At 61.1% G+C, this 25,530-nt stretch carries 22 protein-coding genes; 13 read left to right on the forward strand and 9 right to left on the reverse strand.

Features of this window, described 5'->3' with window-relative positions:
- Position 1 precedes the first annotated feature (1 nt).
- The 9 genes from ACIOWE_RS02240 (at position 2) to ACIOWE_RS02280 (ending at position 11,880) form a co-directional block, all read left to right on the forward strand.
- Positions 2-982: an AAA family ATPase gene (locus ACIOWE_RS02240; protein ID WP_401386831.1), complete on the forward strand. Its 981-nt coding sequence runs from the start codon at positions 2-4 to the stop codon at positions 980-982.
- Positions 979-1,914: a DUF58 domain-containing protein gene (locus tag ACIOWE_RS02245; RefSeq protein WP_401386833.1), complete on the forward strand. Its 936-nt coding sequence runs from the start codon at positions 979-981 to the stop codon at positions 1,912-1,914. The genes ACIOWE_RS02240 and ACIOWE_RS02245 overlap by 4 nt, the downstream gene beginning before the upstream one ends.
- Positions 1,911-2,510 (forward strand): DUF4381 domain-containing protein, encoded by a 600-nt coding sequence (locus ACIOWE_RS02250; RefSeq protein ID WP_401386836.1) that lies wholly within the window; start codon positions 1,911-1,913, stop codon positions 2,508-2,510. The genes ACIOWE_RS02245 and ACIOWE_RS02250 overlap by 4 nt, the downstream gene beginning before the upstream one ends.
- Positions 2,497-3,489: a vWA domain-containing protein gene (locus ACIOWE_RS02255; RefSeq protein WP_401386839.1), complete on the forward strand. Its 993-nt coding sequence runs from the start codon at positions 2,497-2,499 to the stop codon at positions 3,487-3,489. Before ACIOWE_RS02250 ends, ACIOWE_RS02255 begins: the two co-directional genes overlap by 14 nt.
- 1 nt (position 3,490) lies before the next feature.
- Positions 3,491-5,071: a VWA domain-containing protein gene (locus tag ACIOWE_RS02260; protein ID WP_401386842.1), complete on the forward strand. Its 1,581-nt coding sequence runs from the start codon at positions 3,491-3,493 to the stop codon at positions 5,069-5,071.
- A complete protein-coding gene (locus ACIOWE_RS02265; protein WP_401386845.1) occupies positions 5,068-6,483 on the forward strand; it encodes a hypothetical protein in 1,416 nt (471 codons plus the stop codon). The genes ACIOWE_RS02260 and ACIOWE_RS02265 overlap by 4 nt, the downstream gene beginning before the upstream one ends.
- Entirely contained in the window at positions 6,480-7,502 is a 1,023-nt protein-coding gene (locus tag ACIOWE_RS02270; protein ID WP_401386848.1) for an HAD family hydrolase, read from the forward strand. The genes ACIOWE_RS02265 and ACIOWE_RS02270 overlap by 4 nt, the downstream gene beginning before the upstream one ends.
- Positions 7,503-7,576: 74 nt before the next feature.
- A complete protein-coding gene (locus ACIOWE_RS02275; RefSeq protein WP_401386851.1) occupies positions 7,577-9,166 on the forward strand; it encodes an arylsulfatase in 1,590 nt (529 codons plus the stop codon).
- Between the two features lie 209 nt (positions 9,167-9,375).
- Positions 9,376-11,880, forward strand: a complete 2,505-nt coding sequence (locus ACIOWE_RS02280; RefSeq protein ID WP_401386854.1) for a fused MFS/spermidine synthase — start codon at positions 9,376-9,378, stop codon at positions 11,878-11,880.
- A gap of 48 nt (positions 11,881-11,928) precedes the next feature.
- Here the strand turns inward: ACIOWE_RS02280 and ACIOWE_RS02285 are convergent, their stop codons facing one another.
- Positions 11,929-12,603 carry a DUF3313 domain-containing protein gene (locus tag ACIOWE_RS02285; RefSeq protein WP_401386857.1) on the reverse strand — a complete coding sequence of 225 codons (675 nt, stop codon included), beginning with the start codon at positions 12,601-12,603 and terminating at the stop codon, positions 11,929-11,931.
- 216 nt (positions 12,604-12,819) lie between these two features.
- On the opposite strand from ACIOWE_RS02285, the gene ACIOWE_RS02290 reads away from it, so the two are divergent.
- A complete protein-coding gene (locus tag ACIOWE_RS02290; protein WP_401386860.1) occupies positions 12,820-15,192 on the forward strand; it encodes a tetratricopeptide repeat protein in 2,373 nt (790 codons plus the stop codon).
- 102 nt (positions 15,193-15,294) lie between these two features.
- Here ACIOWE_RS02290 and ACIOWE_RS02295 read toward each other — a convergent pair whose 3' ends face one another.
- The 3 genes from ACIOWE_RS02295 to ACIOWE_RS02305 form a co-directional block, all read right to left on the reverse strand.
- Entirely contained in the window at positions 15,295-16,266 is a 972-nt protein-coding gene (locus ACIOWE_RS02295) for a hypothetical protein (protein ID WP_401386863.1), read from the reverse strand.
- A 286-nt stretch (positions 16,267-16,552) separates the two neighbouring features.
- The gene (locus ACIOWE_RS02300; protein ID WP_401386866.1) at positions 16,553-17,032 is read right to left on the reverse strand and encodes a DUF934 domain-containing protein; all 480 of its coding nucleotides are present in this window, start codon (positions 17,030-17,032) and stop codon (positions 16,553-16,555) included.
- Positions 17,029-18,702 (reverse strand): nitrite/sulfite reductase, encoded by a 1,674-nt coding sequence (locus tag ACIOWE_RS02305; protein WP_401386868.1) that lies wholly within the window; start codon positions 18,700-18,702, stop codon positions 17,029-17,031. The genes ACIOWE_RS02300 and ACIOWE_RS02305 overlap by 4 nt, the downstream gene beginning before the upstream one ends.
- 337 nt (positions 18,703-19,039) lie before the next feature.
- Between ACIOWE_RS02305 and ccoN the strand changes: the two genes are divergently transcribed.
- Together ccoN and ACIOWE_RS02315 are read left to right on the forward strand one after the other, a co-directional pair.
- Positions 19,040-20,467: a cytochrome-c oxidase, cbb3-type subunit I gene (ccoN, locus tag ACIOWE_RS02310; RefSeq protein WP_401386871.1), complete on the forward strand. Its 1,428-nt coding sequence runs from the start codon at positions 19,040-19,042 to the stop codon at positions 20,465-20,467.
- Between the two features lie 18 nt (positions 20,468-20,485).
- A complete protein-coding gene (locus ACIOWE_RS02315) occupies positions 20,486-20,704 on the forward strand; it encodes a cbb3-type cytochrome c oxidase subunit 3 (protein ID WP_401386874.1) in 219 nt (72 codons plus the stop codon).
- Positions 20,705-20,834: 130 nt separating this feature from the next.
- Here the strand turns inward: ACIOWE_RS02315 and ACIOWE_RS02320 are convergent, their stop codons facing one another.
- Positions 20,835-21,326, reverse strand: a complete 492-nt coding sequence (locus ACIOWE_RS02320; protein WP_401386877.1) for a hypothetical protein — start codon at positions 21,324-21,326, stop codon at positions 20,835-20,837.
- Positions 21,327-21,518: 192 nt separating this feature from the next.
- Here ACIOWE_RS02320 and ACIOWE_RS02325 point away from each other — a divergent pair, with 192 nt between their 5' ends.
- Positions 21,519-22,211: an aspartate/glutamate racemase family protein gene (locus ACIOWE_RS02325; protein WP_401386880.1), complete on the forward strand. Its 693-nt coding sequence runs from the start codon at positions 21,519-21,521 to the stop codon at positions 22,209-22,211.
- Between the two features lies 1 nt (position 22,212).
- Here the strand turns inward: ACIOWE_RS02325 and ACIOWE_RS02330 are convergent, their stop codons facing one another.
- From ACIOWE_RS02330 to ACIOWE_RS02345, 4 genes are all read right to left on the reverse strand, one after another.
- Positions 22,213-22,731 carry a GNAT family N-acetyltransferase gene (locus tag ACIOWE_RS02330; RefSeq protein ID WP_401386883.1) on the reverse strand — a complete coding sequence of 173 codons (519 nt, stop codon included), beginning with the start codon at positions 22,729-22,731 and terminating at the stop codon, positions 22,213-22,215.
- A 191-nt stretch (positions 22,732-22,922) separates the two neighbouring features.
- Positions 22,923-23,903: a LysR family transcriptional regulator gene (locus ACIOWE_RS02335; RefSeq protein ID WP_401386886.1), complete on the reverse strand. Its 981-nt coding sequence runs from the start codon at positions 23,901-23,903 to the stop codon at positions 22,923-22,925.
- 185 nt (positions 23,904-24,088) lie between these two features.
- Complete coding sequence (locus tag ACIOWE_RS02340) at positions 24,089-25,036, reverse strand: peptidylprolyl isomerase (RefSeq protein ID WP_401386888.1); 948 nt, start codon at positions 25,034-25,036, stop codon at positions 24,089-24,091.
- On the reverse strand, positions 25,033-25,503 hold the full coding sequence (locus ACIOWE_RS02345) for a YbjN domain-containing protein (protein ID WP_401386890.1): 471 nt from the start codon (positions 25,501-25,503) through the stop codon (positions 25,033-25,035). The genes ACIOWE_RS02340 and ACIOWE_RS02345 overlap by 4 nt, the downstream gene beginning before the upstream one ends.
- Between the last annotated feature and the right edge of the window lie 27 nt (positions 25,504-25,530).

A 25,530-nucleotide genomic window follows, 5' to 3' on the forward strand; every position in this document is an offset into this window, starting at 1 on the left:
CATGACAGCACTCAGCGACCTCAACGCCCTGCAAGCGAGCATTGCCGAATCGGTGCTCGGCCAGGATCAGGTGATCCGGCAGATCCTGCTCGGACTGTTGGCCAACGGGCATTTGCTGCTGGAAAGCCTGCCCGGGCTGGCCAAGACGCGCACGGTCAAGGCGCTGGCCAAACACCTGGACGCGAAGATGAGCCGGATTCAGTTCACCCCGGACTTGCTGCCATCGGACATCACCGGCGCCGAGGTGCTGCATCAGGTCGCCGGGCAAAACGAAATCCGCTTCCAGCAAGGGCCGCTGTTCGGCAACCTGATCCTCGCCGACGAGATCAACCGCGCCCCCGCCAAGGTCCAGGCGGCGCTGCTCGAAGCCATGGAAGAGCGGCAGATCACCGTGGCCGGCAACAGTCATCTGCTGCCGGAACTGTTCATCGTGGTGGCGACGCAAAACCCGATCGAACAGGAAGGTACGTATCCTCTGCCGGAAGCGCAGATGGACCGGTTTCTGATGAAAGTCCTGCTCGATTACCCCAGTGCCGACAATGAAAGCCAGGTCTTGCGTCTGTTGCGCGCCGAGGAGTTCGCCCAGGGTGCGAACACCGCGCCGACCAAGGGTTTCAGTCTGTCGCAGGAGGTGATTTTTGCCGCGCGCAAGGAAGTCAGTGCGGTGCATGTTTCGCCGGCCATCGACACCTATCTGATCGACCTGATCAACGCCACACGCCACCCCGCCGACTACGACGAAGACCTCAGACGCTGGATCAGCATTGGCGCCAGTCCCCGTGGCGGCATTGGTCTGGATCGCTGCGCGCGCGCCGATGCGTGGTTGCAGGGCCAGGATTTTGTTTCGCCGGACAACGTCCGTGCCGTGGTGCATCCGGTGCTGCGTCATCGTTTGCAATTGAGTTATGACGCGGTGGCCGATGGCGTGACGGCCGATCAGGTGCTGGACCGGATTCTTGACAAAGTGACGATCCCCGCGTGAACGCTGACGGTCTGGTCTACGTCTCTCTCGCGCAGTTGATGGCGCTGGAGTTCAAGGCCCGTGACCTGAGTTTTCTGGCGCGCCAGCCGCAAGGCAGCATCCTTGCCGGCAACCATGCCTCGCGTCTGCGCGGGCGTGGTTTGAACTTCGATGAGCTGCGCCGCTATCAGCCCGGCGACGACTTGCGTCACCTTGACTGGCGCGCTTCGCTGCGCACCGGCAAACCAGTGGTGCGCACCTTTACCGAAGAGCGCGACCGTCCGGCATTGATCGTCGTTGATCAGCGCATGTCGATGTTCTTCGGCTCGCAACGCAGCTTTAAATCCGCCGTGGCAGCCGAACTCGCCGCGCTGTCGGCGTGGATGGTGTTCAACGCCGGCGACCGCGTCGGCGGACTGGTTTTCAATGACTCGCGCATTGACAGCATTGCCCCGTTGCGCAGCCGCAAACGCGTGGAAGCGTTGCTCAGTCGCATCGCCGAACAGAATCAGGCATTGAATGTCGCCAACCCGGATGCCGAAGGTGAAGACCAACTCGACAAAGTGCTGCAGCGTTGTCTGGCGCTGGCCGGGCATGATCATCTGATCTGCATCGTCAGCGATTTCGCCGGGGCCGGCGAACGCACCTTGCAACTGATGCGGCAACTGTCGGCGCACAACGACGTGATCGCCCTGCAAGTCTACGATCCGTTGGCGCTGAAGCTGCCGACCAATGGCCGGTTGCTGATCACCCAGGGCCAGTTGCAAGTGGAGCTGGCGGTCGAGAAGCGCAGCGTGCATCAGCCGTTGGGCGATTACCTGGGGGGGCGTCTCAGGGACGTCGCCACCCTGCTTCGCCGCAGCCGTGTGCCGCTGATGATGTTCAGCACCGCCGAAGAAGCGCACACGCAATTGCGTGCCGAACTTGGCAAGACTGCCGGCCCGCGGCGATGAATCCGAACGTCCCGAGCATCGAACAACTCAAGGAGTTGGGCCTGCCCGCGCCGGTCAGTTATGCGCCTCAGACCTGGGGCTGGTGGGTGCTGCTGGGGCTTTTGATCGTACTGGCGATCGTGATTGGCGTGCGACGTCATCTGCAATGGCGGCGTGATCAATATCGACGTGAAGCGCTGGTGCGGCTGACGCAACTGCGTGATCGCAGTGATGACCTCAATGCGCTGCGCGAATTGCCTGAGCTATTGAAACGTGTAGCCCTTTCAATGCCTACCCAATCCCCTGGTCGAAACCCGATCCCTGTAGGAGTGAGCCTGCTCGCGAAAGGGTCATCACATTCAACGCATTCATCAACTGATCGATCGTTATCGCGAGCAGGCTCACTCCTACAGGGGGTTGCGGCGCTTGGAAGGGAGGATTGGCAAGGCTTTTTACAGCAGCACAGCAAGAAACCGCTCCCGGCCGATTTCAGCGAGCAACTCGCCCAGTTGGCCTACGCCCCCGACGACACCCTGCTCGCCCTCCCCGCCGAACAACGCCAAGCACTGTTCGACACCTGCCAATACTGGGTGGAGCACCATCATGTGGCAGCTTGATTACCCCTGGCTGTTGCTCCTGCTGCCACTCGCCTGGTTGGCTTACCACTATCTGCCGGTCTACAACGAAGCGCGCAGCGCCGTGCGCGTGCCGTTTTTCAGCGCCATGAGCCGCGCCGTCGGCCAGGCCCCAAGTAACGCCGGCAGTCGCCGCAATGGCTGGCAATTGCTGTTGAACCTCGCGGTGTGGGTGCTGATTCTTTTGGCGGCGGCACGCCCGGTGTTCGTCGAAAAACCGATCGAACGCCAGCAACCGGTGCGTGACCTGATGCTCGCCATCGACATCTCGCAGTCCATGGAAACCGAAGACTTCACCAACGCCAGCGGCGAGAAGATCAATCGCCTCGCTGCCGTCAAAGAAGTCGTGCAAGGCTTTATCGACAAGCGCAAGGACGACCGCCTCGGCCTGATCGTGTTCGGTAGCGGGGCCTATCCGCAGGCACCGCTGACGCTGGATCACGCCAGCCTGTCGCTGTTACTGGCTGACACCGGTATCGGCATGGCCGGGCCGAACACCGCGATTGGCGATGCGATCGGTCTCAGTCTCAAGCTGCTCGACAAGGCCCACGAGCAGGAAAAAGTGTTGATTCTGCTCACGGACGGCAATGACACCAGCAGCGCGATCACTCCGGATCACGCCGCAGAGATGGCCGCCAACAAAGGCGTGGTGATCCACACCATCGGCATCGGTGATCCGGCCGCGTCGGGTGAAGCCAAGGTCAATCTGCCGGGGCTTGAACAAATCGCCAAAACCACCGGCGGCCAATTCTTCCGCGCCGAAGACCGTACCGCGCTGGATCAGGTCTACAGCACCCTCGATCGCCTCACCCCGCATCAGGTGAAAACCCTCAGCCACCAGCCGCAGCGGGAGTTGTTCTACTGGCCGTTGGGCGCGGCGATGCTGTTGCTGGCGCTGTATCACCTCGTGGCGATGTTGCTGCCCAGGCTTTCGCTCGCACGTCAGCGGCAGGAGGCCTGAGATGGAAATCAACCTCAGCGACTTCCACTTCCTGCGCCCGCTGTGGCTTCTGCTCGCGGTGTTCGGCGCGTTGCTGCCGCTGATCTGGCGCCGCAGCCGCGACCTGCAACGACGCCTGCGCGGCAATATCGCCGAGCATTTGTTGCCGCACTTGTTGGTCACTCCGCAGGACAATCAACGCCTGCGCCCGGTGCATCTGTTGTGTGCGCTGTTGATCCTCGGCGCGGTCGCTGCCGCCGGGCCGACCTGGGAGCAGGATCGTCCGGACTTTCTCGAGAACCGTGCACCGCTGATTGTCGCTGTCGATCTGTCGCCGTCGATGGATGCCACCGACGTACAGCCGTCGCGACTGGAAGCGGCGAAACACAAACTCCACGATCTGATCCAGCGCCGCGCCGGTGCGCGCACTGCGCTGATCGCTTACGCCGGCAGTGCGCATCTGGTCTTGCCGCCGACCGATGATCCAGCGCTGCTCGACACCTTCATTCAGGCCTTGGGCACGGGATTGATCGACAAACCGGGCAAGGACGTCGGTGCGGTGATCGATCAGGCCAAACGTCTGCTCGACGCCGAAAAAACCCCAGGCAGTCTGCTGCTGATCACCGACGGCGCCGACACCGTGCAACTCGCAGGCCTCGCCAAACACCTCGACGGCAGCGACTTGCAGGTCCTGGTCCTCGCGGTAGGCAGCGAGGATGGCGGCATCATTCGCGACGCCAATGGCCAGCCGCGCACCGACGCCAACGGGCGTCCGGCGCTGGGCAGTTTCGACTCGGCCGCGCTGAAAAAACTGGCGTCGGCACTGAATGCGCCGCTTGGCAGCCTGACCCTCAACGACGACGATCTGGACTGGATCGAACTGCACGCGCAACAACACTTCCAGAGCGCCAGCGCCGAACAGCGCGAACTGCACTGGAAAGACGCCGGGTACTGGCTGTGCTGGCCGCTGCTGTTATTGGCGCTGTTCAGTGTGCGCAAGGGCTGGAGCGTCAACTGGGTGCCGGCACTGGCGCTCGCTGTGGGCCTCGGCTGGCCGGCCGCACCGGCGCAGGCCAATGGGCTGACCGATGCGTTTTTCACCCGTGATCAACAGGGTCGCTGGGCGTTCGAGCATGGGCATTTGCCACAGGCCGCCGCACTGTTTGTCGACCCGTACTGGAAAGGCGTCGCGGCGTATCACGCGGCGGATTATGACCTTGCGCTGGCGACGTTCGCGCGGCTGGACACGCCGCAGGCGTATTTCTATCTGGGCAATATTTACGTGCGGCGCTTCAAGTTCGATCAGGCGATTGCCGCGTACACGCAAGCGCTGAAGCTGCAAGCACAGTTCCCCGAAGCCACGGCCAATCTGGCCTTGGCGCAGGCCTTGCTGAAAGACACTGAAAGCGCCGAAAAAAACGCCCCTGAAACCAAACCTGACGAAGTGAAATTCGACAAGCCGCCGGGCAAGGGCCAGAGCAAAGCGGTCAAGACCGAACAGGCGACGTCGGATGCGTTGTGGCTGCAGAACCTCAACACGTCGCCGGCGAAATTTCTCAAGCAGAAGTTCAGCTTGCAGGATCAGGCGGGGGCCAAGCCATGAACCGAGTCGCGGCCATCGCGAGCAGGCTCACTCCCACATTGGTTGTATGCACCCAGCAAATCTACTGTGGGAGCGAGCCTGCTCGCGAAGCGGCCAGATCAATTACCACAAGAATCAGCACTGTATTGCTGATCAGTCTGATCAGCTTCAGTGCCTTTGCCGCCGAACCGCAGCTCAAAGTCCATGCCCACCTGCAACCCGCTGACGGCGCCATGGTCGGCGGTCTGATCGAGCTGCAAGTCGACGTCCTCACCGACACCTGGTTCACCAGCGCCGCCACCCTGCCCGAGCTGAAACTTGACGGTGCATTGGTGATGCCGCCGGACGGTCAGGCTCAACACCTCAACCAGACCATCGATGGACAATCCTTCAGCGGCCTGCGTTACAGCTACCTGATCACCCCGAATGTCGCGCAACGCTACGACATCCCGGCGCTGACCGTACGCGCCACGCCCGGTCAGGCCATGACAGAAATCAGCGCACACAGCGAACCCGTGCAATTCAGCGCCGCCCAGCCGCCCGGCTTCCAACCCGGCGAAACGCCGTTGGTGGCCAACGCTGTGCGCTTCAGCCAGAGCGTCGTCAATTCGGCCACGCCATTGAAAATCGGCGACAGCATCACCCGCCAACTGACCCTGCAAGCCGACGGCGCGTTGGCCATGGCCCTGCCGATCCCGGCACTCGGCGATGTCCCGGGGCTGAGCCGCTATGCGAAAACGCCGCAGGTCACCAGCGTGGATGACGGGCGCGGCGACATCCTCGGTGGTCAGCGTATCGATAATGTCACCTACCGCATCGACAAGGCCGGCTCGCACGCCTTGCCGGCCATCGATGTGAAGTGGTGGGACGCCAGCACGCAGCAACTACGCACCGCGAACGTCCCGGCTGTGAGCTTCGACGCCGCCGCCAACAGCGCCTACAAACCGGTGTTCTCGATCAGTGAAGACCTCAAGCAACTGGGCGGCAGTCACCTGCATCTCTCCACGCGCTGGCTGCTGTGGCTGACCGCGCTCGGTGCAGTCATCGGCGGCGGTTATCTGCTGCGCCCCGCGTTCACCCGCGCCCGGCAGAAATGGCAGGCACGCAAACAGGCTCGACGGGATGCGTGGCTGCAATCGGCGGACTTCGCCTGGCAGCAAATCGACCCGCAACTGACCGAGAAACCTGCGCAGTTGAGTGCCTTGTATTTGTGGCTGCGCCGCAGTCGCCTGGGCCTGAAACTGACCGGCGCCGGCCCGCGCCTGCAAGGTCTGTTACGTGGCCTTTACGGGCGTCAGCCCACCACCGATCAATCTCTGGGCCAACTGCGAGAATCATTGTCTACGCTTCACAGTCAGGTCAGACAGCAACAGCTCGATGCGACCCCGGCCCTGCGCCCGCTCAACCCTGGTCACGAGAAGGATTTCCCATGACCCATCCGCTGCTGCATCGCCAACGCTATGGCTTGGCCCTGTTGTTCGCTCTGGCACTGCCACTGCTGGCTCAGGCCAGCGAACCCCTGCCTTCATGGAACGACGGTCCGGCGAAAAAGAGCATCATCGAATTCGTCCAGACCGTGACCGACCAATCGAGCAAGGACTTCGTCAAACCCGCCGAGCGGATTGCCGTGTTCGATAACGACGGCACGCTGTGGAGCGAGCAGCCGATGTATTTCGAGCTGCTGTTCGCCCTCGACGAAGTCAAGCGCAACGCAGCGCAGCACCCGGAATGGAAAACCACCCAACCGTTCAAGGCTGTCATCGAAAACGATCACAAGGCTCTCGCCGCCGCCGGCATGGACGGCATTCTGAAGATCTTCGGCGCCACCCACACCGGCATGACCACCGAGGCGTTCGATGATTACGCCAAGACCTGGCTGAGTCAGGCGCGCCACCCGAAAACCGGCAAGCCATACACCGAAATGATCTTCCAACCGATGCTGGAAATGCTCGACTACCTGCGCAGTCAGGACTTCAAGACCTACATCGTTTCCGGCGGCGACACCGCGTTCATGCGTGCCTTCGCCGAGAAGGTCTATGGCATTCCGCCGGAACAGGTGATCGGCACCACGTTCGTCACCGCGTTCCAGTTCAAGGACGGCAAGGCTTCGATCGTGCGCACACCGAAACTGGCGCACAACGACGATGGCCCGGGCAAACCCGAGAGCATCGACGCGGTGATCGGCAAGCGGCCGATTCTGGCGTTCGGCAATTCCGACGGTGACCTGCAAATGTTGCAGTGGACCGCCGCAGGCCCCGGCAAACGGTTCATGGGGCTGGTGCATCACACCGACGCCAAACGTGAATGGGCCTACGACCGTAAATCCGACATCGGCCGGCTCGACAAGGCCCTCGATGAAGCCAATTCCCGTGGCTGGACCGTGGTGGACATGGCGAGCGAATGGCGCCGCATCTATCCGTTCGATCCACCGGCAACCGAGCAAGTGCAATAAGAAAAACGTAACGCAGGACCGCATTAAACGTAAGTCGCTGCAGGCGACACCCCCGCGCAAAAGGAGCAAGTCAGATGACTCGCATACGCAAGTGGCTACCGAAACTCGCCCTGGTGGCAACCTCGGTGATGGCGCTGTCGGCAACTGCCACAGCGGCTGAAAAACCCAACATTCTGGTGATATTCGGTGACGATATCGGCCAGACCAATATCAGTGCCTATTCGATGGGCGTGGTCGGCTACAAGACGCCGAACATCGACCGCATCGCCAAAGAAGGCATGATGTTCACCGACTACTATGCGGAGAACAGTTGCACCGCCGGCCGTTCTTCTTTCATTACCGGGCAAACGCCACTGCGAACCGGCCTGTCGAAAGTCGGTATCCCAGGCGCGCCGGTGGGCCTGCAAAAACGCGACATCACCATTGCCCAGGCACTCAAGGGCCTGGGTTATGCCACCGGACAGTTCGGCAAGAACCACTTGGGCGACAAGGATGAATACCTGCCGACCAACCACGGTTTCGACGAATTCTTCGGCAACCTGTATCACCTCAACGCTGAAGAAGAACCGGAGCGTCCGTACTGGCCCAAGGACGATGCCGAATTCGTCAAGGCCAACACCCCGCGTGGCGTGATTCACAGCTTCGCCGACGGCAAGATCGAAGACACCGGCGCGCTGACCACCAAGCGCATGGAAACCATCGACGACGAAACCACCGCCGCCGCACAGGCGTTCATCGAGAAACAGGCCAAGGCTGACAAGCCGTTCTTCGTCTGGATGAACACCACGCGCATGCACGTATTCACTCACGTACGTGATTCGATGAAGGGCCAGAGCGGTATGCCCGGCAACGAATACGCCGATGGCATGCTTGAGCACGACGCCGATGTCGGCAAACTGCTGAAGACCCTCGATGACCTGAAAATCACCGACAACACCATCGTCGTCTACACCACCGACAACGGCCCGAACCAGTTCTCCTGGCCGGACGCGGCGACCACGCCGTTCCGCAACGAGAAGAACTCCAACTGGGAAGGCGCGTACCGGGTCCCGGCGATGATTCGCTGGCCGGGCAAGATCAAACCGGATGAAGTGTCCAACGAGCTGTTCTCGGGCATGGACTGGTTCCCGACCCTGCTCGCGGCGGCGGGTGATGCCGACGTCAAAGGCAAGCTGCTCAAGGGCTGGGCGCCGACGGCTGGCGGTACCAACTTCAAGGTGCACCTGGACGGTTTCAACCAACTGCCGTACCTGACCGGCCAACAGCCTAAAGGCGAGCGCAAGGAGTTCTACTACTTCAATGACGACGGCGTGCTGGTGTCGATGCGCTTCGATAACTGGAAAGTGGTGTTCTGCGAACAGCGCGAACCGGGTGGTTTCCGCGTCTGGAGCGAACCGTTCGTGTGCCTGCGCGTACCGAAAATCCTCAACCTGAGAATGGACCCGTACGAGCGTGCCGACGTGGTTTCCGATCAGTATTACGATTGGCAGACCAAGAACGTTTACCTCGCCGCGCAAGCGGTGCAGAAATCGGCAGCGTTCCTGCAAACCTTCATCGAGTATCCACCGAGCCAGAAACCGGCCAGCTTCAGCATCGACCAGATCCGTGCTGCGGTTGACGCGAAAATCGCTGAAAAAATGAAAGCGGCACCGGCTGCACAGTAAGACGCTCGACCGCCGCCCGCCCTCACCGGCGGGCGGCCCTTTTTTTGATCTGGGACCGAGTTGGCCCCAATCGCTGGCAAGCCAGCTCCCACAGGTATTGTGGTTGTTCACGAAAGATGTGTTCACCAAAGCCCCCCTGTGGGAGCTGGCTTGCCAGCGATTGGCCCGAACAGTCGCAGTAATTTTCGAACTGGAACAAGGCAATCCGCATGTCCTCACGTATCGCCAGCAAGCCGTCGGCCATACCCGCTTCGCACACCGCTTCCCCCGCGCTGTTGATCCCCGCCCTGCTGCTGTGCGTCTCCGGCGCCGCGGCGCTGGTGTATCAAGTGCTGTGGATCAAGCAGCTGTCGCTGGTGGTCGGCGTCGAGGTGTATGCAATCACCACCGGCATCAGCGCGTTTTTCGCCGGGCTGGCCATCGGTGGCTGGTGGTTCGGACGCTGGGCGGATCGCTTGCAGCAACCCGTTCTGCTCTACGCCGGGCTGGAAGTGCTGGTTGCGCTATTGGGCGTCGGTGCGACGTTTGCCTTGAGTGTTTCCGCCAGCGGGTTTGCCTGGCTGCAAGGTCACGTCGGTTTGCTCGCCTGGCTGTTGCCGTTTGCGCTGGTCGGCCTCCCCGCCGTGTTGATGGGCGGCACCCTGCCGGTGCTGGTGCGTGCGCTGGCGGTGGATCCGGGCAAAGCCGGCGGTCAGTTGTACGCGGCCAACACCCTGGGCGCGATTGTCGGCACGTTGCTCGCAGCATTCGTGCTGATCGCCACCCTTGGCGTGCGCGGCAGTGCCTTGTTTGCGGCGATGCTCAACCTGCTCGCGGCGGCCGCTGCGCTGGGCTGGCAGCGCCGTCAGCAGACTCCGGTGGCAGCGCCGGTCAAACATCACCACGAAAAAGCCGCCGACCGCACCGCGTTATGGCTGTATTCCATCGCCGGTGGCGTGGCCCTCGGATATGAAGTGGTCTGGTCGCAATCGATCGTGCAGTTCATGAGTACTCGCACCTACGCCTTCGCCGTGGTGCTGGCGACCTATCTGACCGGGTTGTTCATCGGCAGCGCCCTGCTCGCCCGTCGCGTTGAGCGCATTCGTGATCCGTGGGGTGTGTTTGGCTTGTTGATTGCCGGTGCCGGGCTGGTCGCACTGGTGGAAATCGCCCTGCTCGGGCGCTGGCTGGTATTGGCCCAGAGCCAGACCGAAATGTGGTTGCTGAGCCTGGGCGCCAGTGAACTGGTGGGCATGAGCGCACGGTTTGCCGTCGCGGCGCTGAGCATTGTGTTCGTGCCGACGCTGCTGCTCGGCGCGGCGTTTCCGGTGGCCTTGCGCCTGAGTGTCGGCCACGAGCGGGTCGGCCGAGATGTCGGCGCGGTGGTGGCGTTCAACACGCTGGGCGGGATTATCGGGGTGATGCTCTGCGGCTTCCTGTTGATCCCGCTGCTGGGGCTGGTGCGCACGCTGGGCCTGTTGGCGATGATTGCGGCGGCGGTCGGTTACTGCGCGGTGCGCAAGGGACATCATGTGAAGAAAGGTCGGCGCCAAGCGGTGGTGGCGCTGGGTCTGGTCTCGGTACTGTTCGCCGTGCTGACGCCAGTCGACAAGATCGCCAGCCTGTTGCCCGGCGCACGCAATGGCACGCTGGCGTTTTATCAAGAAGGTCGCAGCGGCACCGTGGCGGTGGTCGCCCAAGGTAAAGGCGAAAACACCTTTCACCGTTTGTACATCCAAGGGGTTTCCAACACCGGTGATGCCATGCCGTCGCTGCGATACATGCGTATTCAAGCGCTGCTGCCGCTGCTGATTCACAACGGTGAACCGCGTTCGACCCTGGTGATCGGCTTCGGCACCGGCATCACCGCAGGCGCCATGCTGCGCTATCCGGGGCTGGAGCATCGCGTGGTCGCTGAGTTGCTGCCCGCGGTGGTCAACGCGGCGCCGCTGTTCAAGGGCAATTTCAATGCAGCGAGCGATCCGGCGGTGGATGTGCGTCTGCGCGATGGCCGGCAGGAACTGCTGCGCAGCGACCAGATGTACGACCTGATCACCCTCGAACCGCCACCGCCGTCGGCGGCCGGCGTGGTCAATCTGTATTCGCGGGACTTCTACCAGTTGGCCGCCAGTCGTTTGCAGGCCCAAGGTCTGGTCGCGCAATGGTTGCCGCTGCCGACGCAGAACATCGACGACTCGCGCTCGCTGGTGCGCAGCTTCCTCGACGTGTTCCCCTACGCCAACCTCTGGACCAGCGAGTTCCACGAGATGTTGCTGGTCGGTTCGATGCAGCCGATTGAATTGGACGCCGCGAAAATCACTGCGCGCTTTCAGCAGGACAGCGTACGCAGCACGTTGCAGGATGTCGGCATCGGTTCGGCCGCCGCCCTGCTCTCGACCTGGGTCACTGATCGCGAAGGGCTGGAACGCTTCGCCGCCAACGCCCCGGCGGTGACCGACGATCAGCCGCGCATCGAGTACGCGCCCTGGGTACGAGCCAAGGAAATCACGCGAGTGTTGCCGGCGTTGCTCGACCTGTATCAGGCGCCGCCACTGCTGAACGCTGATGCCGGTTTCAATGAACGGATGGAGGCGCACCGGCAGCGCCTGATGCAGTTTTATAGGGCAAGTCTGCATGCCTATGACGGCGATCGGGATGCGTGGGGGCGGGACATTCGTGAGGTGATGCGCGGCGACGGCGGTAACCCGTATTTCCGCTGGTTTACCGGGCAGTAATCCTGCCAAGTGCAGGAGCTGCCTTTGGGCAGCTCCTGCAGGGTTACGTTACTTGCCGGATTTGAGTTTTAGGTAGGATTGATGCAGGTCCGAAGCCCAGCCGTCGATCACGGCTTTGACATCATCGGCTTTCATCACTTGCGAATCGTTTTCCAGCGGTTTGCCGGTGCCTTTGCGCACCACCTGGGCCACGACCTTGTTGTTGCCGCCATCCATGAACACCGCTTCGGTGGCCAGGGTGGTTTCCTGATCGCGGATACCGCTGGCGGTGCTGACCGCTGCTGCCACCAGCGCAATCGGAATGACTTCATAAGGCTTGAGGCCTTCGGTCTTGCTGCTGACCGCGGTGATTGCCGCACGCACCACGATCACACCCGGGCCAGGACCTGTGGCCAGTGGCAACGACTTGCCGAGTTCACGCTTGAGCGCCTGATCGTAGTAGCTGTTGATGCCATTGAGGGTCTGTTGCGGAATCTTCACGGTGGGCTGTGGTTTTGGATAGAGCTGGGTCGGTTCGATGTACACGCTGGTGAACTTGTTGATGTCGACTTTTGGATCGATCCAGCGCATCACTTCGGCACCGGACGGCGACTTGGCCTCCTTGAGCTGGCTGTAGTCCTTGAGAAACCCGGAGTATTCATCGGGAGCGACGGTTTTGCTGGAGCAACCGACCACACCGAGGGTGGCGATGCACAGCGTGCTCATCATCACTGCTAGCTTCATGCTGTAACTCCTGTCAGAAGGCCTGGATGTATTGCGTGAGAGGGGTGGTACAGGTATAGCCAAAACTCTGGCAATTGCGATTGCAAATCACAAAATTCACGCAAGACTGCGCGATGCCTCACAAGCGTCATTTGACAGATACGTGCCATCCGGCAAAGCTGCATCGAGCTTGAACGCACGCCAGACGGCAAATGCACCTGGACTACGGAAGTCGCAATGCCCAAGCATAAAAATAAAGCCGCACCGCTTCAGCCTGATGCTCCACCGACCTTTTATTCTCGCTACCTGTTTCCCGTCACCATCGGATTGCTGCTGGCAGCCGTGGCGGTAATTGGCTGGTTTCTGTTCAGCCCGGCGCCCGCCCCGGTAAAACCTGCGCCGAGCAATCCGACGCCAATCAGCGCGCCCGCACCGAAGCCGGCCCCGGTGAAAACCGTCGCGAGCGCGCCGGCCACTTTCGTCGATGAACAACAGTGCCAGGGCTGCCACACCGAACAGGTCAAGGACTGGCAAGGCTCGCATCATCAGTTGGCGATGCAACCGGCGACGGCCGAAACGATGCTCGGCGACTTCAGTAACGTGACGTTCAACGCTGAAAAGGAAACCACGCGATTCTCGCGCAAGGGTGATGAGTTTTGGGTCAACACGCCCGGCATCGACGGCAAGAATACCGACTTCAAAGTCGCCTACACCTTCGGCATCGCCCCGCTGCAGCAATACCTGATCGAAGTCGGCGAAGGACGCCTGCAAGCGCTCGGCGTGGCGTGGGATACCGAGAAACATCGCTGGTTTCACCTCTACCCCGGCCAGGGTGTGAACTTCAAGAATCCGCTGCACTGGAGCAAGCCGAGCCAGAACGCCAACTTCATGTGCGTCGAGTGCCACACCACCGGCTTCAAGCGCAATTTCGACGCGGCCAGCAATACGTTCAACAGCCAGTGGAACAGCCTCGGCGTCGGTTGTCAGGCCTGTCACGGCCCGGCATCGAATCACCTGGAATGGACGCAGAAAAAAACCGATCTGATCCACGCCGGTTTTGCTGTCGACCTCAAGGACAAGAACGCCACCGTCGAAATCGAAACCTGCGCCCGCTGCCACGCGCGTCGCGCACCGTTGGGCGATGGCTACACGGTCGGCAAACGCTTGATGGACGATTACCTGCCGAGCACCCTCACCCGCGAGCTGTATGCGCTGGACGGCAAGATCAAGGATGAAGTGTTCGAACACGGCTCGTTCCTGCAAAGCAAAATGTTCGACAAGGGCGTGCGTTGCAGCAATTGCCACAACCCGCACAGCACCGAGCTGAAAGCCCCGGGCAATGCGGTGTGCCTGCAATGCCACAACACTGCCGGCAAAACTTCAGTGGAAGGCGTCGACGGTAAAGGCCTGCAAGCGAAGAACTATGACTCCATTGAGCACACCCGCCACACCATGGGCCAGCCCGGCTCGCAATGTGTCGATTGCCACATGCCCGGCAAGTTCTACATGGGCAACGACTTCCGCCATGACCACAGTTTCAGCATTCCCAATCCGGAACGTGCGCAGAAACTCGGTACTCCGGACGCGTGTCTGACCTGTCATCAGGGCAAGGCTGGCGACAAGGTCACCGCGCAGTTCAAGTTGTGGAGCGCCTCCACTGCCCCGCAAGCGCCGCGTTATGACGAAAGCCTGTGGCTGATCCGCAACGGCCAGCCGGGCGCTGCCGACGCGCTATACACGCAATTGCAGCGCAGCAATCTGCCGGGCATCCAGCGCGCCACGCTGCTCGCGGAGCTGCCGCTGTACCCCAGTGAACAGGCGCTGAAACTGGCGACTCAGGACTTGAAGAATTCGACGCCGCAGGTTCGGGAAAGCGCGGTGCGGGCAATCAGCGCGTTTCTGCCACCGCCGGAGCGTGCGCCGTTGTTGTCGCCACTGTTGGCTGATCCGGTGAAAGCTGTGCGCATAGTCGCGGCCCGAGACCTGCTGAATGTAGCGCGCAACAATGCACTGGGCGCAGCGCAAGCCAATTGGGACGCGGCGATTGCCGAGTACGAAACGGTGCAGAAAAGTCTGGCGGAACGCGCCGAGGCCAATCTGAACCTGGCGATGCTCTATCAGGCCAGTGGTCGCGGCTCGGAAGTCGAGGGTTTGCTGCGCACAGCGCTCAAGCGCGACCCGGATTTCTACCCGGCGCTGGTGACGCTGGTGCAATGGCTCGAAGCGAATGGTCGCAGTGAGGAAGCGCAAAAGCTGCTGGCCGATAGCCTCAAGGAACACCCGGACGCGGCACTGATGCAGCACACCCGAGGCCTGTCGTTGATCCGCGCCGGCAAAACCGCCGAGGCCATGGCCCCGCTGAAAAAAGCCGCCGAACTTGAGCCGCAGAACGCGCAGTACGGATACGTGCTGGCAGTGGCCCTGCACGAGAGTGGCAAAGTCGATGAGGCGTGCGCGGTACTGGAAGGCCTGCTCAAGGTCCAGCCGGCCAACCGCAATGCGCGGCTGTCGTTGATTCAGTGGTACCTCGACAGCGGTCAGGAACCGAAGGCGCAGGTGCTGTTGCAAGGCTGGAAGAAGATGAACATGGGCGATCCCGCCCTGAAATAACCTACTACCCCCTGTAGGAGCTGCCGCAGGCTGCGATCCTTTGATGTTGAACTTTAAGATCAACAGATCGCAGCCTGCGGCAACTCCTACAGGGGTAAGTTTTTACCAGGAGGATTCGCCGCTGCGCAGGGCGATTTCGCGTCGGCTGTGGATGCGCATCGCCTTGATCAGCGACACCGTCCCGACCATCAGAATCGCCGCCCCAAACAGGAAGTCGATGTTGTACAGCTGGAAGTCTTGCACCGGCCCGATCAACAGGCCTCGGACCACGGCCACGCCGACCAGCGTGGCAAGGAAGTCGATCCCTGGCGCGTCACGATAGAACACCAGCATCAGCGGCAGGCACAGCACCAGCAGAAGCATCAGCACAACCACCTTGAACGAGCCTTTGCGTTCGACGCTGAATGCGCATTCGTGCGGGCCGTAAGCCTTGTAGTCTTCGTCGCGGATCATCGAGTTTTTCTCGTTGATGTAGTCGACGCGGTTGTACTTCTGAATCGGCGTGAAGGTATTGGACATCTCCATCAGCGTGGTGATGTTCTTGAAACGCAAGTCGACGCGCTCGCTGCCCTTGAGGTAATAGAGCACCGGTTTGTAGCCATAACGGTAGGTATCGAACGGAAATTCGGTGACCTGACCTTGAACGCCGATCGGGCGTGGCTCCAGTTCCGTGTAGGCACTTTTGTTGGTGGCCGAGAGGTTGCGGCTCAGTGGCTGGAGCTTGACCTGTTCGAGGAAGATCGGCGTGGCGCCGTAGGTCCACTGCAACGGTTCCAGACGCAGGCGCAGTTCATTGCGGCTCAGGTCATAACGGTTGAACGTGCGTTCGGAGACCACCAGCGAACCGCTGAGCATGAACTCGCCGCGCAGGTTGTTGGTGACGCGCAAGGTCAGTTGATCCTTGCCCAGCAATGCCGCTTCGTTGCTGGGTGGAGTACCGCACCACGCCGTGCTTTCGCCGGCGCCGCCAAGTTGGCCGTCGCGGCTTTCCTTGAATACATAAAAGTAACTGGCCCACAGCGTCAGCATCAAAAGCAACGCGGTAAGGCCGAGGATTTTCTTGCCCGGACTCACTGATCAGACTCCCTTCTTCGGTTCCATCGTCCAGCCGAAAACCCGCTGGCGACGGCGACTCTAACAAAAGGCCATCATCGACCCAAGGGAAAATGCCTGATCAGCGAAGGTTCTAAGGGTTTCCCCGGTACTGGCAACACCGAAACACTGTGGCGAGGGAGCTTGCTCCCGCTGGAGTGCGCAGCACTCCCAAAAAAGGCCAGCACCTGTCACCTGATAGATCGCATTGTTTGGTTTTGGGGCGGCTTCGCCACCCAGCGGGAGCAAGCTCCCTCGCCACAGGTACTCAGCGTCTTCGAAACAGCGGGCGGGGTTCGATGACTGAGCGGCCGTACAGCACGCTCATGCCCGCCAGGCCCTTCAGTGCATCCTCGGCCGATTTGTCTTCGCGCACGGCGAAACTGTCGAAGCCACACTGGCGCATGTGGCTGAGCTGATCGCGCAGCACATCGCCAATCGCGCGCAATTCCCCTGCCCAGCCGAAACGGCTGCGCAGCAGATACGCCTGACTGTAGGCGCGGCCGTCGCGAAAACTCGGGAAGTCGAGGGCGATCAGCGGCAGTGAGGCCAGCCACGGGACCAGGCTTTCGACTTCATCGTCCGGCCCCAGCCACACAGCGTGAGTCGAGGGCGATTCGAGCCAGTGCGCCAACGGCAGAATCAATAATCCTGCGGGTCGTGGCGTTGACGGTTCGCGAAGCAATGTCCACGGATCATCGGTCACAAGCCGCGCCACGCCCTGTTCCAGTCGCAGCAGATTATTCATGCCGAGACCTCCAGCACTTTCGGATACACCCGTTCCTTGAACGGTTCGAGGCCAATCCGCGCCAGGGTGTCGACAAACAATTCCTCACTCTCGCGGTAACGCACAAAAGTGCCGATGATCCGTTCGATGACCTGCGGCACTTCGGCGGCGCTGAACGACGGACCAATCACTTTGCCCAGTGCGCTGTTCTTGCCCTGCGCGCCGCCGAGGGTGATCTGGTACCACTCGCTGCCGTTCTTGTCGACGCCAAGGATGCCGATGTTGCCGATGTGGTGATGGCCGCAGGCATTCATGCAGCCGGAGATGTTCAGGCTGATATCGCCCAGATCGTGCAGGTAGTCGAGGTTATCGAAACGCGCCTGAATCGCCTGCGCAATCGGGATCGACTTGGCGTTGGCCAGCGCGCAGAAATCACCGCCGGGGCAAGCAATGATGTCGGTCAGCAAGCCAACGTTGGCGCTGCCCAGCTGCCGCTCGCACGCCAGTTGCCACAAGGCATACAGATCGGCTTTCGGCACATCCGGCAGGACAATGTTCTGCTCATGGGCAATGCGGATCTCGCCGAAACCGAAACGCTCCGACCAGTCGGCGACTGCAAGCATCTGCAACCCGGTGACGTCGCCCGGCGGCGAGGCTAGGCCTGGTTTGGTCGAGAGCACCACACTGGTGTAACCCGCCACTTTGTGCGCTTGCACGTTGCGCGCCACCCAACGGGCAAACGCCGGGCTCTCGGCGAGGCGCGTACCGAAGTCCAGATCGGTATCCGGCAGTGCCCGGTAGGTCGGCGGCACGAAGGCGCTGGCGACCCGCTGATATTCGGCATCGGTAAGTTGCGCCGGGCCGTCCTTGAGGTGTTGCCATTCTTCTTCGACTTCTTTGGCAAATGCCTCGATGCCCAGCGCCTTGACCAGAATCTTGATCCGCGCCTTGTACTTGTTGTCGCGCCGGCCGTGGCGGTTGTAGACCCGCAGCACCGCTTCGACATACGACAGCAGATGCTGCCACGGCAGCCCGTCGCGAATCTGCAACCCGAGGATCGGCGTGCGCCCCAGTCCGCCACCGACGATGACTCGCAGGAGCATCTGGCCGTCACGACCGGGGTAAAGGTAGAGGCCGATGTCGTGCATCATGATCGCCGCACGATCCTGCTTCGCCGAGCAGATGGCGATCTTGAATTTGCGTGGCAGGAACAGGAACTCCGGGTTGATCGTCGACCACTGCCGGAGGATTTCCGCCAGCGGGCGCGGGTCGATCAACTCGTCCGCCGCGACGCCGGCAAACGCTTCGGTGGTGATATTGCGCACGCAGTTGCCGGAGGTCTGGATCGCGTGCATGTTGACCTGGGCCAGGCGTTCGAGGATGTCCGGCACTTCGGCCAGTTCGATCCAGTTGAACTGCATGTTCTGTCGTGTGGTGAAGTGCCCGTAGCCACGGTCGTAATCAGCGGCGATGCTCGCCAGCGTGCGCATTTGCGCAGCGCTCAGCGTGCCGTAGGGAATTGCCACCCGCAGCATGTACGCGTGCTTTTGCATGTACAGGCCGTTTTGCAGACGCAGCGGCAGAAACTCTTCTTCGCTCAATTCCCCGGCCATGAAGCGCTCGACCTGATCGCGGAACTGCGCGACACGCTCGAACACCAGTGCGCGGTCGTAATCATCGTATTGGTACATCGGCTACCTCATCAGTTATTTCTGTGGGAGCGAGCCTGCTCGCGAATGCGGTGTGTCAGGCAACTGCATTGTTGGCTGACACACCGCATTCGCGAGCAGGCTCGCTCCCACAGTTTTCTTCAGAGCACTATGACGAAGCGGCGCAGCACGCAACAGATTCACCTGAAACGATAAAAACCATATCAGGGCGCGGCAGAACGCCGCAGTCAGCGCTTCAATCTGATCCGCACAAATGAAAGATTCCTGAGCCTGTTTTGTTTCCGGCGGGGTTTCTACAGTGCAACCCATGCCAGACCGGGTGGCCTGGCAAGACTTTGCAACCGTGGATGAACTGACCATGAGCACAGCAACAATCGGACAGGCTTATAACTACAAGGTCGTCCGCCAATTCGTTATCGCGACGGTTTTCTGGGGTGTCGTGGGCATGGCGATGGGGGTATGGATCGCCTCGCAACTGGTATGGCCGGACATGAACCTGGACTTGCCCTGGACCACCTTCGGCCGCTTGCGTCCGCTGCACACCAGCCTGGTGATTTTCGGTTTCGCCGGCAGCGCGCAATTCGCTGCCAGTTACTACGCGGTGCAGCGCACCTGCCAGGTACGGCTGTACTCGGACAAACTCGCCGCGTTCACTTTCTGGGGCTGGCAATCGGTAATCGTGATCATGCTGATCACCTTGCCGATGGGCTACACCACCACCAAGGAATACGCCGAGATCGAATTCTCCGGCGCCGTGTGGATGGCCGTGGTCTGGGTCGCCTACGCCATCGTGTTTTTCACCACCGTGGTGCAGCGCAAGACCAAACACATCTACGTCGGCAACTGGTTTTTCGGCGCGTTCATTCTGGTGATCGCCATGTTGCACGTGGTCAATCACCTGTCGATTCCGGTGGACTGGTTCAAGTCGTATCCGGTGTATTCCGGCGCCACCGACGCCATGGTGCAGTGGTGGTACGGGCACAACGCCGTAGGTTTCTTCCTGACCACCGGGTTCCTCGGAATGATGTATTACTTCGTGCCGAAACAGGTCAATCGCCCGGTGTACTCGTATCGGTTGTCGATCGTGCATTTCTGGGCACTGATCACCCTGTACATCTGGGCCGGCCCGCACCACCTGCACTACACCGCGCTGCCGGACTGGGCGCAGTCGTTGGGCATGGCGATGTCGCTGATCCTGCTGGCACCGAGTTGGGGCGGGATGATCAACGGCATGATGACCTTGTCGGGCGCCTGGCATAAGTTGCGCACCGACCCGATTCTGCGGTTCCTCGTGCTGTCGCTGGCGTTCTACGGCATGTCGACGTTTGAAGGGCCGATGATGGCGATCAAGACCGTCAACGCCCTCTCTCACTACACCGACTGGACCATCGGCCACGTCCACGCCGGCGCGCTCGGCTGGGTGGCGATGATCACCTTCGGCGCGACTTATCACATGGTGCCGAAAGTCTTTGGCCGCGAGCAGATGTACAGCACGCCGCTGATCAACCTGCACTTCTGGCTGGCAACCATCGGCACGGTGCTGTACATCGCCTCGATGTGGGTCAACGGCATCACCCAAGGCCTGATGTGGCGTGCGATCAACGAAGACGGCACGCTGACCTATTCATTCGTTGAGGCGCTCCAGGCCAGTCATCCGGGGTTCATCGTGCGCTTTGCCGGCGGGGTGTTCTTCCTCAGCGGCATGTTGCTGATGGCCTACAACGTCTGGCGCACGGTGCGCGTCGCGGATGTGGCCATCGCCCACCGTGAAGCGCAGATCGCCTGAGACAGGGAGCCGGTCAATATGGATATTTTCTTCAATGTGTTGGGGGTGGTATTTCTGTGGCTGGCGGTGGAGTACTGCCTGCGGCGGGAGACGGCACAGAGTCTGGAGGATGCGAGCATGGTGCCGTTTGCCGATGATCCGGAAGTGGCGCGGCGGGTTGAGCTGGCGACCGGCAAAACCGTAAAAGCGGTGGCGCCAGAAGTCGCCAAACCCGGCTGGATCAACCTGGATATGTAAGTCACCCCAAAACCAATGTGGGAGCGAGCCTGCTCGCGAATACGGTAGATCACTCGACATCGATGTTGAATGATGTATCACATTCGCGAGCAGGCTCGCTCCCACAGGGAAGTGTGTGAATCCCTCCGATCTAGGTGCGGTCGCGGGGGATCAGGCTTTGCAGTTGCTGCGCGAGGAAGTTTGCATCGAAGGCAAACGTATCCGGATCCTTCAAACCATTGGTCTTGCGCCACTGCCACTCGCCGTCCGGCAACCCCACCAGCGAAATACTGCCGTAGCGCGCCGCCGTCAGGCCCATCACCGCCAGCGAAATCTGGCCCGCGTTGCCCATCACATCGGGCACGAATTCCACCGGTTTGCCGGCGATCACGATGCTCAGCTTTTCAGTCTTGAAGGTCGAAGTCTCCACCGGCGTGCTCGGGCCGAAAGCGACATACGCCTCACGACTCACTTCCAGCAGATGCGGCGCCTGCACCGGCTCCAGCCATTGCTGGATAAGGCTGAACAGTTCGGTGATGCGTGTTGCCCACGCCTGTGACTGGGTTTCGAACAATTGCTTCTTGTGCGCTTCACTCTCGGCATAGTGACGAAGCATTTCGCCCAGCTGTTGTACGTCGTTCATCGGTACGTTCCTCGGTGAGCCTGCGTTCCCCGATAGTGACAGATCGAAGCGCCGGCGTACGTTAAACCTCAGAAGCCGGCACCGTGACACTTTGCAGAAGGATCAACGGTACAGTTTGCCTGGCACTGGCATGCGCTCGTGAACAAATGGACACTCTGCCCACGCCCAACCTTAATCACCAAGGGAAATCCAATGCGCACCATCGGCCTGATCGGCGGCATGAGCTGGGAGTCCAGCGCCGAATACTATCGCCTCATCAATCAACAGGTTCGTGATCGTCTCGGCCCGTTGCGATCGGCACAATTGCTGATGTACAGCGTCGATTTCGGCCCGGTCGAACAGGCCCAGCACGCCGGACGCTGGGACGACGCAGCAGCGATTCTGGTGGATGCCGCGCGCAGGCTTGAGGCCGGCGGTGCCGAATGCGTGGTGCTGTGTACCAACACCATGCACAAGGTGGCCGAGCAGATTCAGGCAGCGATCAGCATTCCGTTCCTGCACATTGCCGAACCGGCCGCGCAGGCAGCGATTGCGATTGACGCGAAAACGGTCGGCTTGCTCGGCACGGCGTTCACCATGGAACAGGATTTCCTCAAGCAACGCCTGATTGCCCAGGGTTTGACGGTGTTGGTGCCGGATGATGCTGAACGCAAGGACGTGCACCGGATCATCTACGACGAACTCTGCGTAGGGGTGATCAGCGAGGCATCGCGCAAGATTTACCAGCAGGTGATCGAGTCGCTGACGTCGCGTGGCGCCCAGGCAATCATCCTCGGCTGCACGGAAATCGGCATGTTGATCAAACCCGAACACAGCGCCTTGCCCTTGCTCGACACCACCGAGCTGCATGCGCAATCGGCGGTGGCGTTCGCACTGAGCGACTGAGTCAGGCTTTCGGACGGTTGCGCAGTCGGGCCATGCTCAACGTATCGACCCATTGCCCGTCGCGCACCGCATAGTCGCGAAACAGGCCTTCGGTCTCGAAACCGAACTTGCGATAGAGACCGATGGCCGCCTCGTTATCGGCGTACACCGACAACTCGACGCGGTGCAGATTCATCCAGTTGTCGGCGACGTCCAGCGCCGCTGCCAGCAATGCCGAACCCACACCCTTGCCCTGCCACGCCACCGCAACGGCCATGCCGACGCTGCCGGCGTGACTGCGGCGAATCCGCGAAAAGTTTTCCAGGCCCAGATTGCCGATCACCCCACCCTGATGCAACGCCACCAGCTGCACCACGCGCTCGTTGTCCGGCATCAGTCGCTTGCGCCAGATCTCGGTGGATTGAAACGGCATCTGCAACACCTGCCGGCTCACGGCCGGATCGTTGTACAGCGCGGTGATGCCCTCGACGTGGGATTCGTTGAAGCGCTCGATATGAAAGGCGGGGTTGTGCTCGGGCATGGCGGATCTGTCCGTGATCGATGAGTGGCCGACCACTCTAAACCGATGAGCCTCTACCTGGCGAGTATCAACATGTGGGAGCGAGCCTGCTCGCGAAAGCGGTGCATCAGGCAACAGAGATGTTGAATGTCAGACCGTTTTCGCGAGCAGGCTCGCTCCCACAGGGGATTTGGGGTTTCAGGAGGATTGCATCAATGCTGGAACCATTCCTGGCGTTCGTTGAAGGTGTGATGGATGAGTTCCACCAGCGCCTGCACTTCGGCCAGCGCTTGCGACTCGGCATTCACCGCCAGCCACGCCTGCAACTGCATCGACTCCTCGAACAATCCCGGCAATGCCACCAAGCCACGGTCATAGCGGCTCATGTACATGGGCAGCAGGCCGATGCAGGCGCTGCAACGGATCATCTCCAGCATCAGCTCGTAGGACTGCATCTGCACCACCCCGGCCAGGCGTTGTTCGACGAGGTTGTTCCAAGGGCGGAAGCTGTCGATCTGCCGGTCGTGCTGCCATTGCACCAGCATGAAATCGGCGAGATCGTCCGGGCTGTCCGGACGCGCAGTGACACGCGAATAACGTTTGGCGATGTGCGGAAGGTAGTCCAGTCGCGCAAGACGCTGCGGTTCACTGGTGGCAAAGGTCGGGCCGGGATGCGTAGAGTCGCCGTGGGCCAGCCAGAGGACAATGTCGGCGCTGACCACGCGCAGGGACAATTCGCTGTCGAGAGCGATGATTTCCAGGCGCACACTGGCGTTGCGGCGCAGCAACGCGATCAAGTCACGACCGAGAATGTCATGCAGGATCGATTCGGCGACGGCCAGACGGATCAGTGGCTGTTCGACCACCGGCAGTTTGCGCTCGTTGGCCAGGGCGACCAGTTTTGCCTGGAGTTGCTGACCTTCGCGGGTCAGGCTCAACGCGCTGCCCTGAAAGCTGAACAAGGTATGTTGCAGCTCCTGCTCCAGTTGCGCCAATTGCTTACGCAACAAGGTCGAACGCACATTGAGACTGCGCGCGGCCTGCATAAAGCAACCGCAGCGGGCGCTGACCAGAAAGTATTGCGCGACCTCGGCGTTGATCATCGACGCCTGCGCCAGCCAAGGTTCGCTGTTGCCCTGCGGCCAGCGAAACTCGGCACCGCCCTGTCGTCCTGCGGGTTCGGTGAATGACATCGATGACTCCCTGTCGATCTTTGTTGTTTGATGGCTTCCAGCACTTGATAAACTTCTGAACCCTGTGAAGCACCTGTGGGAGCTGGCTTGCCAGCGATGAGGTCGGCACATTCAACATCGCTGGTGACTGACATTGCGCTATCGCTGGCAAGCCAGCTCCCACAGGGCTTGTGGTGCAGCTGAAATCAGTTTTTCAGCTCGAGGACCTTGTTCAGTTCAGCGCCGTCGATGCTCAGCGTTGCGGTGTTGAGCATGCCGTCCAGATACGCCTGGGCAATCTGCTCCTGCCGCTGGGCGCGCAAGGCCTGAGTCAATTGATCACGCAGTTCATCCAGCGTCGCCGTGCGCGCCGGTTGCTGCTCGGTGAGTTTGATCACATGAAACCCGGCCGCGCTTTGCACAGGGTCAGACACGGCGCCGACCTTGAGGCGCGCCACCGCCCCACGCACTTCCGGTACCAGTTGCTGCAACGGTTGCAGCCCCGTGTCCCCGCCGCGTTCGGCGGTGGCGCGATCCTGCGAGTACTGCGTCGCCAGCGCGGCAAACTCACCCGGCGCGGCCTGCGCTTTCTTGCTCAATTCCCCCGCCTGTTTGCGCACCGCTTCCAGGTTCTGCGGCTCATTCACCCCGAGGAAAATCTGACTGACTCGATACAGCGCCGGCGTTTGCCAATTGGCTTTGCCAGCGTCATACGCCTGCTGCAACTCGGCCGCGCTCGGATACTCGGCCGGCACTTGGCTGACCGAACGCAAATAATCGCGGAAGACGATCTGTTCGCTCGCCGCACGCATCTGCTGCGCGACGTCCGGCCGCTGCGCCCAACCCTGAGCATCAGCCTGCTCCAGCACCGCTTTCTCGGCCAGACGCGTACGAATCCAGCGTTCCAGCGCCTCACGATTACCGCGCAGCTGTTCGCGGGTTTCCGGCGGCACCGTCGCCAACAGCGTCTGCAATTCCGCAGGCGACACCTGTTGATTGCCCAACCGCGCCACCGCCGGCCCCGTGGCAACCGCCGCCACCGGCGACGATTGCTGGGCGGCGACCGGGTCATTGCCCGGTCGCACGGCCAACGCCACGGCCACCACCAACAGCGCCACCGCAGCGGCGCTGATCACCATGGCAGGTTTTTTCACAGCGCGACTTCCTCTTGCTCGGCGACGGCCACTTTCGCGGTTTGCGCCGCGCCGTTCTGAGTGAAATCACGCAGATAGACGATGAATTCCTGCAACAGACGATCCCACAGTTCCAGATTGCCGCGCAGGTGATCGTTGCTCACGCCCGCCGCCACCACCACGTCCATTTCCATCACCAGAAACTCGCCCTGCAACGACAACCGTGCGAAACGTCGGGTCGCGTTCCACTGCTCGGCCACACCTTGCGGCAGCTCACCCTGCACGCGCAGCGCGCAACTGAAAGTGAAATCGACAAAGCTGCCCTGCTCCACCGCCGGGTTGCCGAAACGCACGGCGTAGCCGATGCCCTGGCTGGCACTGAGCAACTGGACGATGCCGTTCTGTTCGGTTTCGTTGACGCGATAACCGGCCGCTTGCAGGACTTGGGTCAGGGATTTTGGCGATACGTGGCTGATCAATTGAGTCATTGTTTCTTCCTTGTTTATCAGTCTTTC

This window comes from Pseudomonas sp. NPDC087598 (assembly GCF_044743525.1).
GTDB lineage: Bacteria > Pseudomonadota > Gammaproteobacteria > Pseudomonadales > Pseudomonadaceae > Aquipseudomonas.